Raw genomic sequence first — 15,805 nt, 5'->3', positions numbered from 1 at the left:
CAACTTCTTGATAGGCCTTTTTCTTTTTATAATTTTTTCGGGAGATGTCCGGGCCCATGCCCAGCCCGGCTGCTGCTTTGCGGAGCATGTGCCTGTCTTTCAGGCCGCCGCTTCGGCCCCTGTCTTACTGCATCGTTTTCAGCTCTTCCGGGCTTACGATCTTGTAACCGGTCTTAGGCACATCAAAATAAGAAGCAGGAATAGGATACAGCTCTACCTTGGTTGCTATTACACGCATTTTAGAGCCGGTTTTGGTCACGATCTCGAATTCAAGGGGTATCCCTTTCAGGTTAACAAACCGGCGGTTATAATGCTTGTTTTCAGGCACTAAATCGGGCGTGTAATACACTTCGAAGGTGGTGCCGTCCGGCATGGTGCCAATCGTCTTTTTACAGGTATAACCTGCTATCTGCCGGGTTTCAGCCTGGTCCTTAAACTGAACATTTTCATACTGCTTCAGCTCCTTTTCGTACTGCCCCTTGTTGGCACGGATGAGGTACTTGTTGCCATGCTGGTCTATCAGCGTGGTCAGCGTTTCATCTTTACTGTTGATCAGGTAAGTGTATTTGACAATGTTGAAGTCCATGTCTATCCTGCTCAACTGGCCCCGCATATACTGGGTAAGCGTACTTCCTTCCTGCATGGCGTCCATCTGGGCGCGCTCAGGCGGCAGGTCTATCTTGTAAACTATCTTGGCGTCGGAAATAACGCGTTGTGCCAGTATAGGGCTGGTTATCCACAGCAGGAAATATGTTAAAAACAACCGGTATGACATAGTTGTGGTGTTGGTTAGTGGTTGTGACAGCAGGTATAGTTTACCATACAAGCTTTTCTTTATGCAAAAACGCAGCTATCCCGCGTTTACAGTCTTCATGTCCACGGGTGGCGGCATTCAGTTCAGCTGCATGCTCCAGTCCGTCTTTTATAGGTAAGTCCAACACTGTGCCAATCAATTTTTTGGTCACCTTCAGGGAATTGCCGGATGCGTCGTTACATAAGCTGGCAGCCACTTTGGCCACATGCGCCTTAATTTCTCCGGCAGGGATAACGGCGGTGATCAGGCCATCATGGGCAGCTTTTTCGGCGGTCACCAGCCGGCCGGTCAACAATAATTCGCGGGCCCTGCCCTCTCCTATTTTTCTGACGAGGAAAACAGCTACCAGCGCAGGGATAAAGCCAATTTTCACTTCGGTGTAGCCCATCATGGCTTGGGGTACGGCGTAACTCAGGTCGCAAACGGTCACCAGCCCGCAGCCTCCCGCCACAGCATGGCCCTCTACCTGGGCTATCACTACCTTATCAAGCAGATAAATTTCCTGGAACAACTGCATCAGCTCCCGAGAGTCTGCGAGGTTCTCATCATAGGTATTTTGTTGCAACTGCTGCAGGTATTCCAGGTCTGCCCCGGCACAAAAAGCTTCTCCGTTGCCTTTCAATACAATCACTTTCACGCCTTCATCTGCGGCAGCTTTGGCGAATGCCTGCCGGAGCTCCGCCACCAGCTGGCCATTCAGCGCATTCCGCTTATCAGGCCGGTTCAGGGTGATGGTGGCTGTGCGGGATGCCACCTCATATTGCAACAAGTTGAATTCCATATGGTAAAGAATTACACAGTACGGATGGCCACAGCGTGCCGGCAACCATCCGTACTTTCATGAGCAATATAAGGAATAAACTTTTAATGAGTAATCTCCTGGATCACTTGTCCTACGTTGCCGCTTGGCATCTGGATATGCAACAGGGCGGCCAGTGTGGGCGCAATATCGGTCATACCCACGGTACGGTTGGTTTTACCCGGCCGAACGCCCCATCCCATCCATACCAACGGGATATGCGCGTCGTAAGGATACCATAAACCATGCGTGGTGCCGGTTTTGCCGCCATCGATATAAGCCGGCGACAATACGATCTGAATATCTCCGCTCCGTTTGGTATTGTAACCGTTGGTCATCATGGTGCGCATAGGCTCAGGCAGCACGGTCACCATCAGGTCACGGATAGGGAACGCCTTCGCAATAGCGGGGGATTTCTGCAGGTTGCTGATGATAAACTGCTGGATATCGTTGTAGTTCTTGCCGGACACCTCGATCACGTCGTGGTTCATCCACAGCTGATAGTTGTCCACAGCTTTGATCGCGTCTTTCACGCCAAATCTGGCAGCGATTTTTTCGTTCAGGTCTTTCATGGCAGCGTGGTCGTCCCAGGTGCCGCCCGGCAGTTTGTTTTCTTCCAGGAATCCCGGTACATGGGCTACGCCGTGATCTGCGGTGATGAAGAACAGGTATTGTCCTTTGCCGATATTAGCGTCCAGGTACTGGAAGAACCTGGCCAGGTCGTGGTCCAGGCGCAGGTAGGTATCTTCCGCTTCGATGGAATTAGGTCCAAACTGGTGGCCTACATAATCGGTAGAAGAAAGGCTGATGGCGAGAAAATCGGTCGCGGCGCCTTTACCCATATTATACGCTTCCATGGCCTTTTTCGCAAACTCCAGAGTCATGGTGTTGCCAAATGGGGAAGCAGCAATAGCGCTGTTGGCAGCTCCGCTCAGGTCATGTGGAAAAGAAGTGCCGGTAGTGCTGTTTTTATATTTGCCTTCATACACTTTTTCATCAGCGGTGCTGAGCGTGTAAGAAGATACAGGATACAGTGTGGTCCAGGGTTTAGACAGGTATTGCTGTGGCCATTTTTCGTTGTTGAACTGTTGTGCCCAGCCTGGCAGCTCATTCATGTAATAGGAGCTGGTTACCCAGTTGCCGGTAGTACCATCATACCAGTAAGCGGCGTTGGCACTGTGGCCGGCCGGCAGGATAGCGCCACGGTCCTTAATGGCCACGCCTACCACTTTGCTCTGGAAATGGTTGGACAGGCGCAGTTCATCACCAATAGTGGTGACCAGCATATTGCGCGGGCTCATTTTACCCGCAGCGGAGGTGCTGCCAACGGTAGTCATGGTGGTATCTTCCGCGCAGTACATAGTGCGGCCTATTTCGGGGCTGTACCAGGTGTTGCCAATGATACCATGGATAGCCGGCACAGAACCGGTATATACGCAAGTATGGCCACAGGCGGTGATGGTGGGTGTATAGTTGATCAGTGTATTTTCGCAGGAGAAACCTTCCTGCAACAGTCTTTTAAAGCCTCCGGCAGCATACCTGTTGCTATAGCGGTACAGGTAGTCCCAGCGCATCTGGTCTACTACCATGCCTACGATCAGTTTGGGTTTGGCAGCTGTTTTGCTGCTTTTGGCTGTCGCCAGATGATTGAAAGGTTTTGGTGAAGTGGCCTTTTGAGCCCGGGTGCCTGTGGTGGCGATCACCAGGGCAAAGGCAAGCAGGGAGATCCTTTTCATTAGATATTATTGCTTTTTATAAGATAAACGTACTTTTGCCGGCAGAGGCCGGTGAAACCGCAGCATTAAAATGACGCTGGCAAATGTAATCGAAGTTTAGAAAAAGCAATATTTTAATACCTTTGTGTCCTCTTTTTATCAAAGCATTTAACTATTACATAATATAGCGTATGGATATTTTCGAGAAACTGCTGAAGCACATGGGCCCCATTGGGGAGCATTCAGACAGAGCCCATGGCTATTTCGCCTTCCCTAAGCTGGAAGGGGAAATAGGCCCCCGCATGAAATTCCGGGGCAATGAAAAAATAGTTTGGAGCCTCAATAACTACCTGGGGCTGGCCAATCTTCCGGAAGTACGGGCTACCGACGCAAAAGCGGCAGCCGACTTTGGTCTTGCAGCGCCCATGGGCGCCCGCATGATGAGCGGCAACACCAACTATCACGAGCAGCTCGAGCGCGAACTGTCCGATTACATGGGTAAAGAAGATACCACCTTGCTGAACTACGGCTATCAGGGCATCATGAGTGCCATCGATGCTATTTGCGGCCGCAGGGACGTTATCGTGTACGACGCAGAATGCCACGCCTCCATCCTGGATGGCCTGCGCCTCCACCCCGGCAAACGTTATGTGTTCAAACACAATGACATCGAAGATTGCGAAAAACAACTGAGACGCGCTACTGAACTGGCTAACGCACAAGGTGGCGGCATCCTGGTGGTAACAGAAGGCGTATTCGGTATGGCGGGCGACCAGGGTAAACTGAAAGAAATCGCCGCACTGAAAGATAAATTTGAATTCCGCCTGCTGGTAGACGACGCCCACGGCTTCGGTACCATGGGTAAAACCGGTGCAGGTACCGGCGAAGAACAAGGCGTACAGGACAAAATCGACCTGCTGTTCAATACCTTCGCTAAATCCGGCGCTTCTATCGGCGCTTTCATCAGCGGCGAAAAAGCCATCATCAACTATCTGCGCTATAACATGCGCTCCCAGATCTTTGCTAAATCTATTCCGCTGCCAATCGTTATCGGCCACCTGAAAAGAGTGGAACTGATGCGCAAACACCCGGAAATGAAAGCAAAACTGTGGGAAAATGTGAATAAACTGCAGAACGGCCTGAAAGCCCGCGGTTTCAACATCGGTAAAACCAACTCTCCCGTTACCCCGATCTACCTGCAGGGCGATATTCCGGAAGCTACAGCCATGTGCCTGGACCTCCGCGAAAATTACAACATCTTCTGCTCTATCGTGGTATATCCCGTTATTCCAAAAGGCCAGATCATCTACCGACTGATCCCAACCGCTGCTCACACAGACGAGGACATTGAACTGACACTGAAAGCTTTCAGCGAAACCAAAGCCAAGCTCGATGAGAAAGTTTACCAGGTAGCTGAAATCCCAATGGTATAAACCATCTGTCTATTCTGACATTTGATATTTATCAGACTATCTATAAGCAAAGGCCTTCTTGTAATACAAGAAGGCCTTTGTCTTTTATAACAATTTAAAATCAATCAGATAAAATCAAAAAATATCAGTCTCCCCCAATAATAAAATGATAAAATATTAAAATACAAAAGGGCTGAGTTTCCTCAGCCCTACTCAAATCGTTCTTTCACTAGGTGTAAAATTTCACTAAATTTTCATCAGGACATGGTAGAATATATGGTCTTCATAGAATTTGGAATAACCAAGTGATTCCAAGTATTTTATATAAATATCTTTTTTAGATTTCGCGTTGTGTTCATTGTTACATTTCAAATGTAGAGCAGTTTTCTCACTATCACATAACACAAATGTGGTATTTTGTTAATAGCTTGTTAAAGTATTCTACTGCAACAATAAATCAGCTAACTGTCAAAAACGCCGGTTTTTCCCGTTCAGCTGAATAAATTTCCCGATTGCGTAAATGCTTCCCGCAGGACAGCAGTACCTTTGCAGCCACGACTGCAAATAGTTGGTGCAACAGCTAACTGATCATTATCAACCGCCGGGACATAGCACTTTCGTGCCCGCCCTGTAATCGTCACCCACTTGCAGCCGGTAAAAACTAATAAGGAAATTGAAGCAATACCTGCATAAACAGCTTTTCACTGTTCACCGCATTACCGGCCTCATCGTAGGCATTATGCTGCTTTTTGCCAGCATAACAGGCACCCTTCTGGTTTTCAGTGAGGAAATAGATGAAGCCCTGCATCATGAAACCTATCACATTGCACCGGGAACTCAACGCAAACCACTGTTCGAACTGCTGCAGCAAGCCGGTAAATCCCTTCGTGGCGGCACCCCCTATCTGTTTTTCTCCCGGCTGCCGCAAACACCGGAAGAACCAGTGATCGTAAGGGCTGAATATGGGCCGGACAATAAAGTATATCTCTTCCTCAACCCCTATACCGGGGAGGTCGTCCATCAGCATACCAACACCGGCTACTTCTCCGGCTTCCTGGTGTACCTCCATTTTTCCCTGCTTAGCGGAAAAACGGGCGCCAAAGTGATGCTGACAGTCGCCGTACTACTATTTATATCGCTCCTCACCGGCATCTGGGTATACCGGAAATCAGTGTTTAAAGTACTGACCTTCCGCCTGAAACCCGAATGGAGCAGCCGTACCCGGCGCTGGCGCAACCTTCACCGCATTACAGGCGTATGGGCATTGCTGTTCAATCTCCTCATCGCATTCACCGGCTTCATGATGCAGCTGAAAGTACTGGACAACCGGAAAACAACCGGGCCTTTTCCCGATGTGGGCGCTCCCATTCCTGTTGACTACGAATCGTTACTGACCAAAGCGGCCGCACAGATCCCTGGCTTTGAAGCGATGGGCATCCGCCCGCCTAAAAAGGCCGGTGACCCTGTCCGTATTCTGGGCCATGCCCACGAAGCCGCTGTCTGGGGCCGTTACAGCTCCTCCGTGCATTTCGATGTCAACGGACAGGTAAAAAAGACCGTTGATTTCAGTAAAGCGCCCCTGGGCGATAAGTTCAACGCTGCCATGGCGCCGCTGCATTTCGGCAACTATGGCGGTATTCCCGTTAAAATACTCTATGCCCTTCTGGGCCTTACGCCCGGCATCCTTTCCATATCCGGTTTCCTGATATGGTACCGCCGGAAATACATCATTAAAAAACATCAGCTTTGAAAATGAAACAATACCTGGTACTGTGCGCACTCACACTCCTGGTTACACTACAGACGACTGCACAAAAAATCACCGGCACCATCCGCGACACGGCACAAACAGCTGTTCCCATGCTGCGCCTTTATCTGGCAGGCACACAGAAACATACTGTCTCCGGCCCGGACGGCTCTTTTACCATCAATAACGTAAAACCCGGCAGCTATAAACTGATCGCTACCGGTATTGGGTACAATACACTGGAACAAGCGGTTACCATCACCGACAGCATCACCACCCTCTCCCTTACGATACAACCGTCAGACATTGGCCTGAATGAAGTAGTGGTGACCGCCGGCCGTAACAAGGAAACACTGGGTACCGTTCCCTCTTCCATCACCATCATCAGCGGTAAACAACTACGGGAACAAAGTGCTATCACTACAGACATCAACCAGCTACTGAGCATGAACGTACCAGGTCTTACGCTGGGCACCAATACCTCCACCAACAAAGGCCAGACACTGCGCGGCCGCGGCATGCTGATCATGATAGACGGTATTCCGCAATCCACCCCGCTGCGTAACGGCGATAAAGACATGCGCAGCATCGATGTTTCTGTCATTGAAAGAGTGGAAGTGATCAAAGGTTCCACCGCTATTTATGGCAACGGCGCTGACGGAGGCATCGTCAATTTCATCACCATCAAAGCCAATCCCAATAAACGTTTCAGCGGCAGCACAGACATCAGCACCAGCGGTTCGCTCACCAGCGCGGCCAACAGCCTCGGCGCACGCGTGGCACAACAGTTTAGCGGCCGGCTCAATAAATTCGATTATGTGGTGGCCGGCACCTACGAACAAACAGGTGTCAACAAAGACGCCAAAGGACAGGTCATAGCTCCTTTCCAGTCACTCAGCCAAAACGAAAACGTAAACCTTTTTGCCAAGCTGGGCTACAACTTCAATGACAATAACCGCCTGGAGGTGATGTACAACTATTACCGCACCATGCAAAACAGTACCTACATTGATTCCGGCGGTAAATTCGGGCAACGCCCCATTATCGGTATAGTAGGTACCAACCCTGGCGATAAACAGGGTACGCCGTATAACCATAACGCCTATGTGAATTTCACCAGTAAAAACATTTTCCGTAACACCTCGTTGAATGTAAACCTATATTACCAGGACTTTTACACCGTATTTGAATACTCCGATTTTTATGCACCACCGGGCAACTCCGCCATTACCTCCAAAAAAATGGGAGCCCGCGTGAATTTCAATACCCTGTTTAACTTCCATCCTAACCTGCATGGCGATGTGACCTGGGGAATAGACGTACTGAACGACAAAACCGCCCAACCGCTTACCGATGGCCGCTCCTTTGTTCCGGAGATGAATATGAAAAATCTGGCGCCTTATGCCCAGCTGAAAACATATTTATTTAAAGACTTCCTGGTGAAAGCTGGTCTGCGTTACGAAAACATTCGGCTCGATATTCCTGATTACACCACCATTAAGTTTGGTAACTATGCCGGCGGCGTGTTCGTAAAAGGCGGCAATTTGCCCTATGAAGCACTGGTATTCAACACGGGCCTGCGATACACGCGTTTCCCCGCTTTCAACCCGTTTGTAAGCTATTCACAGAGTTTCTCCCTGTATGACCTGGGCCGTACCCTGCGATTGGCCAAGGCCGTCAGCAATGGCTCCACCAGCATCAACATCATCGAAACCAAAGCTATTATCACCAACAACTATGAAGCTGGTTTCAACAGTAATATCGGCAAATTCAACGCTTCAGGTTCTTACTTCATCAGCACGTCTGATCTTGGTACCAGCCTGAAAGACGTGAATGGCGTGGCCGTACCCGAAAGAGCGCCTGAGCGGGTACAAGGCTTTGAACTGACAGCTGGCTATCAGTTCCTGCCAAATCTCTCTGCCAGTGCGGCTTACACGCATGTAGAAGGTAAAAAAGACGTGAACGGGGTCAAAACCTGGTTGCCTACAACCCGCATTACGCCGGATAAAATGACTGTCAACGTGAATTATTCTCCGCTGAAACAATGGGACCTGGGCGTGTATTATATCTATTCCGGCATGAGGAAACGTTTTGATCCCAATCCCACTACCAAAGAGTATGACCTCGGCAACGGGCCTGTAGGGGACTTTTCGCTGGTAAACCTGTACACTGCCTATCGTTTCAGCACTGCCGCTTCCATCCGGCTGGGGGTAGACAACCTGCTGAATGCCGATTATTACCCGGTAATGTCACAGGCGAGAGTGAGAACAGATTCTTATATTAAAGGCAGCGGCGCCCGGTTTAACCTGGGTTTCCGTTACGCATTCTGATCAATAACCAGTCTGCATAAAAAAGGGAAGGCGCGAAATTCGCGCCTTCCCTTTTTTATAACATTTATCTGTAAATCAGACTATTTCAGGTGTTCTTCCACAGAAGTATTGTAGATCTGTTTCCAGTCGTTTACTTTACCCCAGTCTTCGCCACCTACTTTCACATGGTCACCGGTTACGGCGCCTACTTTCTCATAACGTACAGAAACGTCGGAGGCGTCTACCAGACCGTGCATCAGTGCTTCGAATTTCTCTTTGTTTTCCGGTTTAACGGTGACGATTACACGGCTTTGGCTTTCACCGAAGAGGTAAGCGTCTTTACGGAATTTATCGTTCAGGTTCAGTTCAAAGCCCAGGCCTCTTGGCATAGCGCTTTCCATCATGGTAACGAACAGGCCGCCTTCGCTGATATCGTGCGCAGACTGGATCAGGTGGGCTTTGTTCAGTTTGGTGATGGCTTGCTGCAGCTGCAGTTCCTCTTCGAGGTTGAAGTGCGGCGCAGGGCTGTATTCGATACCGATGATTTTGTGCAGGTATTCAGAGCTGTTGATATCATTACGGCTGCGGCCGATCATGTATATCAGGTCACCCGCTTCCTTGAAGTCAAGGGTGATACGTTGGTCGATGCTGTCGAGCAGGCCCACCATACCGATAGTTGGTGTAGGATATACCGCGCCATCAGGTGACTGGTTATAGAAGCTCACGTTACCGCCGGTAACAGGGGTATTGAATTTACGGCAAGCTTCGCCCATGCCTTGTACAGCGTGTACGAACTGGTAGTAAACTTCGGGATCGTAAGGGTTACCGAAGTTGAGGCAGTTGGTGATAGCCAGTGGTTCACCGCCGGAGCAAACGATGTTGCGGGCAGCTTCCGCCACGGCGATCTGGCCACCCTTGTGCGGATCAGCAAAAACGTAGCGGCTGTTACAGTCGGTCGTCATTGCCAGTGCTTTTTTGGTGCCTTTCACCAATACGATCGGAGCGTCGCTCGGAGCGTTGGTAGAAGCGTTGGCAGTACCTACCATGCTGTCATACTGGTTATAGATCCAGCGTTTGGAAGCGATGTTAGGCAGTGCGATGATTCTTTCCGCTGCGAAGCGGGCGTGTTCTGTATCCGGAACGTTCTGAATATCGAACGTCTTTATTTTCTGGAAGTAGGCAGGTTCAGTATAAGCGCGGTGATATTGAGGAGCGCCGCCGCCGAGCACGAGGCTTTCAGCAGGAACGTCCGCTTCCAGTTCACCGTTCATATAAAACTTCAGGTTGGTGTCTTTGGTTACTTCACCGATCTGAACGCAGTGCAGGTCCCATTTTTCGAAGATATCGAGGACTGCTTTTTCCTGGCCTTTTTTTACTACGATGAGCATGCGTTCCTGGCTTTCGCTCAGCAGCATTTCCCATCCTTTCATATTTTCCTGGCGGGTAGGAACTTTATCCAGCCAGATGTGCATACCATGTTCGCCTTTGGCGCTCATTTCGGCAGTGGAGCAGGTGATACCGGCAGCGCCCATGTCCTGCATACCAATGATCGCATTGGTTTTAATTACCTCGAGGCAGGCTTCCAGCAGTTTCTTTTCCTGAAAGGGGTCACCTACCTGAACGGCAGGCAGGTCTTCCGCGCTGTCTTCCGTGATATTGGCAGAAGCAAAGGAGGCACCGCCGATACCGTCTTTACCGGTAGCGGAACCTACGATGAAAACCGGGTTGCCTTCACCGTGGGAGGTAGCGGAAACTGTTTGGCCAACTTTTACGATACCCACGCTCATGGCGTTTACCAGCGGATTGGTGCCATAGCAGTCTTCAAAATAGGTTTCACCGCCTACGGTTGGAACACCGAAGCAGTTACCATAGTGGCCGATACCATGTACGATACCTTTTACCAGGTGCTGTGTTTTTTTATCATTGATATTGCCGAAGCGCAGGGAGTTCAGTGCCGCAATGGGGCGGGCGCCCATTGTGAAGATATCGCGGTGGATACCGCCAACCCCGGTAGCAGCGCCCTGGAAGGGCTCAATCGCTGAAGGGTGGTTATGGGATTCTATTTTAAATACAACTGCGTATCCATCACCGATATCTACCAGTCCGGCGTTTTCCTCACCAGCCTTTACGAGGAGGCGGTCACCTTCACGTGGTAATGACTTCAGCCATACGATTGAGTTTTTGTAAGAGCAGTGCTCACTCCACATAACGGAGTACATACTCAATTCGGTAAAGTTGGGATTACGCCCTAAGATAGATTCAATACGTTCAAACTCGTCAGCAGTAAGGCCCAGCTGTTCAGCAATTTCTACGGTGGTTTGCATGTAGTTTAAGTATAAAAAAACGAGTAATTAAAAAGAAGATGCAAACCTACAAGATTTTATGGCAAATGCCAAGAATGAGGGGCCAAAGGGCTTAAAAATGGACGCATTTGTTCCCGGGGCTGAAGCCCCCGGGGCTACGATGTGTTTAGGGTCGTTGTCAAAAAATGCCGATAACCAGGGCTAACCTTCTTCCCGGTAACGTGGATAACCTATTGTTGATTACAAAGGGAAGCTCTTAACGTCCGCATTGCTATAAAAAGGGAGCTCTCTGAACACATCGTAGCCCTGGGCCGCCGAAACGCATAAAAATTTCATCCAATTCATATTAGTAATTTTTTAATTTATCAGTTTCAGACATCAACGATCTATTTTTTTTATTCATTTCTCAAAAAAATCGCCTTTATAAACCAATAAATGTAATTTTTTGGTTAAAGTGAACAATTTATTTGCATTTCCAACGACGTTGGCGTTCTTTTGTATTAAAATTATTACAGCATGCAATCGTTACGTTTCACCGCGCTGGAAGGATTAGCTGGCGTAGACACTAAACTTACCGAACACAACGGAAAAATCACCGAGGTATTTGGCAGCAATGTTTTTGCCGGAAGAATTGTAAGGGAATACCTGAGTGATGAGGCTTATAAAAGCCTGATGAACTCCATTAAAAATGGCACCAAACTGGAACGCAAAATGGCGGAGCAAATTGCTTCCGGCATGAAAGCCTGGGCCATGAAAAAAGGAGTGACTCACTACACTCACTGGTTTCAACCCCTGACCGGCACCACTGCAGAAAAGCATGACTCCTTTTTTACCCTGAAAAGCGATGGCTCTGCACTGGAAACTTTTGACGGCGATGCGCTGGTACAGCAGGAGCCTGATGCCTCCAGCTTCCCTAACGGCGGCCTGAGAGCTACTTTTGAAGCCCGCGGTTATACTGCCTGGGACCCTTCCTCCCCAGCCTTTATCCTGGAACAGGGTTACGGTAAAACACTCTGCATCCCTACTATATTCGTATCCTACACCGGCGAATCACTTGACTATAAAGCTCCGCTGCTGAAAGCACTGGTAGCTATCGACAAAGCCGCTGTGGACGTATGTAACTATTTCGATAAAAATGTTACCAAAGTAACGCCTACCCTGGGTTGGGAACAGGAATACTTCCTCGTTGACGAAAATCTGGCCAATGCCCGTCCTGACCTGATCATGACCGGCCGCACCGTGGTAGGTCACGCTCCTTCCAAAGGTCAACAGCTGGAAGACCACTACTTTGGCTCTATCCCTGAGCGCGTATACGCTTACATGCGCGATTTTGAAGAAGAGGCTTACAAACTGGGCATACCTTTAAGGACCCGTCACAATGAAGTAGCTCCTTCCCAGTTCGAATGCGCTCCCATCTTTGAAGAAGTGAACATCGCCGTGGACCACAACTCCCTGCTGATGGACATCATGAATAAAGTGGCCAAACGCCACAAACTGAAAGTGCTGCTGCACGAAAAACCTTTCGCAGGCATCAACGGTTCCGGTAAACACAACAACTGGAGCATGGCCACCGATACCGGTGTAAACCTGCTGGCTCCGGGCAAAACCCCGAAAACCAACCTGATGTTCCTCACGTTCTTCGTGAACACCATCAAAGCGGTACATGACTACGCCGACCTGCTGAGAGCTGCTATCGCCTCTGCCAGCAACGACTTCCGTCTGGGTGCCAACGAAGCTCCTCCGGCTATCATCTCCGTATTCTCCGGTAAATATCTTTTCGATGTACTGCAGGAAGTAAAATCCCGCGTAAACAACAAGTTCGACGAACAAGACGAGGCCATCCTTAAACTGGACCTGCACCGTCATATTCCTGAACTGATGCTGGACAATACCGACCGTAACCGTACCTCTCCCTTTGCGTTCACCGGCAACAAGTTCGAGTTCCGCGCCGTAGGTTCTACCGCCAACTGTGCTTCCGCTATGACCGTACTGAACACCATCGTGGCCAAAACCCTGACCGACTTCAAAGTGGAAGTGGACGGCCTGATCGAAAAAGGTGAGAAAAAAGAGATTGCCATCATGCAAACTCTTCGGAAATATATTGTAGATTCGGAAAAAATATTGTTCGAAGGCGACGGCTACAGCGAAGAATGGGAAAAAGAAGCCGAAAGAAGAGGTTTACAGAACATCAAAACCACGCCTAAAGCGCTGGATGCGATGATCACTCCTAAAGCCGCCCAGCTGTATTCCGAAACCGGTGTTTATACCGAAAAAGAATTACACGCCCGTCACGAGATCCTGCTCGAAGATTATGTGAAGAAAGTTCAGATCGAAGCCCGTGTAATCGGAGACCTGGCCACCAACACTATTTTACCCGCAGCTATCAGCTACCTCAATGACCTGATCAGCAACATCCGCGGACTGAAAGAAATTGGCATGGGTGAAGCTGCCTACAAAGCACAAACACAAATCGCTGCCAAAATATCTGAACACATCAACGTGATCAGTGAAAACGTTCAGGCAATGATCGAGCAACGTAAAGTGACCAACAAGTTGACCGACAGCCGCCAGAAAGCGATTGAATACTGCGAAAAAATTAAACCGTACTTCGATATTATCCGCTACCACTCCGATAAACTGGAATTCCTGGTAGATGATAAAAGATGGGCACTGCCTAAGTACAGAGAACTGCTTTTCTTGCGATAAAACCGTAAGATTGTTTTGGTGTATGATTAGCCCCGGATTTTTATCCGGGGCTTTGTTTTTTCCACAATTTCTCTGTACGCTACCGGCCACATTATCCGGGACACCACATTTGCCTTCGGTACGTTTGATACGACCACTACTCCTGTCAGCATCAGCGGCCAACAACTCCGCAGCACTACCTATCAGTACGACAGCCTTAACCGCATCGTTCGTGCTGTGACGACAGATCTGACACTACACCCGCCCATCTTCCGCACTACTGTTGACTACTCCTACAACAGCAGCGGTAACGCCTGGAAAATCCAAAGCATCCTGGAAGAAATCACTTCCATGGGTATCCCCAGTGATACTACCGTCACCTATCCAACATATGACAACAAAACCAATTTCCATCGCCTGCATCCGTTGTGGCAGTTCATCGACAGGAACTACAGCCGTAACAATAGCGGCAGCATAAGCAGTTACAACAACGCCGGCCTGCCTACGGAGCTGTCTGCGCCGGCTTTAATATTAGGTATCCCGTTCCAGCATACCTTTATCCGGTATCAATAACCATCTTAAAACAGAAAAGCTCCGGAGACATCTCCGGAGCTTTTCCAATACAGTGCACTTTCCTATACCAGTTTGAAGGTTTCGGTAAACTTGGTCGTAAAGTTGCCTTTACGGAAGTCCTCGTTGCGCATCAGTTGCTGATGGAAAGGAATAGTTGTTTTAACACCTTCAATCACGAACTCGCTCAGCGCGCGCTCCATGGTATTGATGGCTTCCTCACGGGTTTGCGCCATGGTGATGATCTTAGCCACCATAGAGTCATAGAACGGAGGAATAACATAACCAGCATAGATGTGGGAATCCACGCGTACGCCGTGGCCGCCCGGAATATGCAGGGTAGTGATTTTGCCCGGAGAAGGACGGAAATCGTTATACGGATCTTCCGCATTGATACGGCACTCAATAGCGTGCATCTGCGGCGTATAGTTTTTACCGGAGATAGGAATACCGGCAGCAATCTTGATTTGTTCCTTTACCAGGTCAAAATTGATCACCTCTTCTGTCACACCGTGTTCCACCTGGATACGGGTGTTCATTTCCATGAAGTAGAAGTTGCGGTGTTTATCTACCAGGAACTCAATGGTACCTACGCTTTCATAATTGATGGCGCTGGCAGCCTTGATAGCCGCTTCACCCATTTTTTCACGCAGTTCCGGTGTCATGAAAGGAGAAGGAGATTCCTCCACCAGTTTCTGGTGACGGCGCTGGATAGAGCAGTCCCTTTCAGACAGGTGGCATACTTTGCCGTATTGGTCGCCGGCTACCTGGATTTCAATGTGACGGGGTTCTTCCACGAATTTCTCCATGTAGATGCCATCATTGTTGAAAGCAGCGCGGGCTTCATTTTTAGCCATGTTATAGGCATTCTCCAGTTCGCTCTCGTCCCAAACCACACGCATACCTTTACCACCACCGCCGGCAGTAGCTTTCAGGATAACGGGCAAGCCCATTTCCCTGGCGAGTTTTTTGGCTTCTTCAACGCTCTGGAGCAGACCTTCAGATCCCGGGATTACCGGTACGCCGGCAGCAATCATGGTTTCCTTCGCAGTCATCTTGTCACCCATTTTACGGATCATGTCCGGAGTGGGGCCGATGAATTTGATACCATGTTCGCCACAGATTTCAGCAAAACGCGCATTTTCCGCCAGGAAGCCATATCCCGGGTGGATAGCGTCTGCGTTGGTGATCTCGGCGGCAGCCATGAGGTGAGGAATGTTCAGGTAAGATTCGCTGCTCTGTGGTTTACCAATACACACAGCTTCATCCGCAAACTTCACATGCAGGCTGTCTTTATCTGCAGTAGAATAAACTGCTACCGTTTTGATACCCATTTCCTTACAGGTACGGATAATCCGAAGGGCAATCTCGCCACGGTTGGCAATCAATATTTTTTTAAACATTGTTTTCCTTATAAGTTGATATAATAGCTAAGTAGCAATTCAGCCATT

10 protein-coding genes are annotated in these 15,805 nt (G+C 49.1%); 5 read left to right on the top strand and 5 right to left on the bottom strand.

All coding sequences use genetic code 11. The annotated features are described in order from the left end of the window. Positions 1-124: 124 nt before the first annotated feature. The 3 genes from HGH92_RS15990 to pafA all read right to left on the bottom strand — a co-directional run bounded on the left by HGH92_RS15990 (position 125) and on the right by pafA (position 3,349). Entirely contained in the window at positions 125-775 is a 651-nt protein-coding gene (locus HGH92_RS15990) for a hypothetical protein (RefSeq protein WP_168871787.1), read from the bottom strand. A 40-nt stretch (positions 776-815) separates the two neighbouring features. Next, a complete protein-coding gene (locus HGH92_RS15985) occupies positions 816-1,595 on the bottom strand; it encodes an enoyl-CoA hydratase/isomerase family protein (RefSeq protein WP_168871786.1) in 780 nt (259 codons plus the stop codon). Between the two features lie 83 nt (positions 1,596-1,678). Further along, positions 1,679-3,349, bottom strand: a complete 1,671-nt coding sequence (gene pafA, locus HGH92_RS15980) for an alkaline phosphatase PafA (RefSeq protein ID WP_168871785.1) — start codon at positions 3,347-3,349, stop codon at positions 1,679-1,681. A 170-nt stretch (positions 3,350-3,519) separates the two neighbouring features. On the opposite strand from pafA, the gene HGH92_RS15975 reads away from it, so the two are divergent. The 3 genes from HGH92_RS15975 to HGH92_RS15965 all read left to right on the top strand — a co-directional run bounded on the left by HGH92_RS15975 (position 3,520) and on the right by HGH92_RS15965 (position 8,817). Beyond that, a complete protein-coding gene (locus HGH92_RS15975; RefSeq protein WP_168871784.1) occupies positions 3,520-4,761 on the top strand; it encodes an aminotransferase class I/II-fold pyridoxal phosphate-dependent enzyme in 1,242 nt (413 codons plus the stop codon). Positions 4,762-5,413: 652 nt separating this feature from the next. After that, the gene (locus HGH92_RS15970; protein ID WP_168871783.1) at positions 5,414-6,490 is read left to right on the top strand and encodes a PepSY-associated TM helix domain-containing protein; all 1,077 of its coding nucleotides are present in this window, start codon (positions 5,414-5,416) and stop codon (positions 6,488-6,490) included. A 2-nt stretch (positions 6,491-6,492) separates the two neighbouring features. Next, positions 6,493-8,817, top strand: a complete 2,325-nt coding sequence (locus HGH92_RS15965; protein ID WP_247655010.1) for a TonB-dependent receptor — start codon at positions 6,493-6,495, stop codon at positions 8,815-8,817. A gap of 80 nt (positions 8,818-8,897) precedes the next feature. Here the strand turns inward: HGH92_RS15965 and purL are convergent, their stop codons facing one another. Continuing rightward, on the bottom strand, positions 8,898-11,120 hold the full coding sequence (purL, locus tag HGH92_RS15960; protein WP_168871781.1) for a phosphoribosylformylglycinamidine synthase subunit PurL: 2,223 nt from the start codon (positions 11,118-11,120) through the stop codon (positions 8,898-8,900). Positions 11,121-11,615: 495 nt separating this feature from the next. Between purL and HGH92_RS15955 the strand changes: the two genes are divergently transcribed. Together HGH92_RS15955 and HGH92_RS15950 are read left to right on the top strand one after the other, a co-directional pair. Next, a complete protein-coding gene (locus HGH92_RS15955; protein WP_168871780.1) occupies positions 11,616-13,805 on the top strand; it encodes a glutamine synthetase III in 2,190 nt (729 codons plus the stop codon). Between the two features lie 216 nt (positions 13,806-14,021). After that, positions 14,022-14,357, top strand: coding sequence for a hypothetical protein (locus HGH92_RS15950; RefSeq protein ID WP_168871779.1), 336 nt, complete (start codon positions 14,022-14,024; stop codon positions 14,355-14,357). A 62-nt stretch (positions 14,358-14,419) separates the two neighbouring features. On the opposite strand, the gene accC is transcribed toward HGH92_RS15950, so the two are convergent. Beyond that, complete coding sequence (gene accC / locus HGH92_RS15945; RefSeq protein ID WP_168871778.1) at positions 14,420-15,757, bottom strand: acetyl-CoA carboxylase biotin carboxylase subunit; 1,338 nt, start codon at positions 15,755-15,757, stop codon at positions 14,420-14,422. Positions 15,758-15,805: the final 48 nt, after the last annotated feature.

Source organism: Chitinophaga varians, from assembly GCF_012641275.1.
GTDB lineage: Bacteria > Bacteroidota > Bacteroidia > Chitinophagales > Chitinophagaceae > Chitinophaga > Chitinophaga varians_A.
Note: the sequence above shows the minus strand (reverse complement) of the source record. Positions and strands in the feature narration are given on the sequence as shown.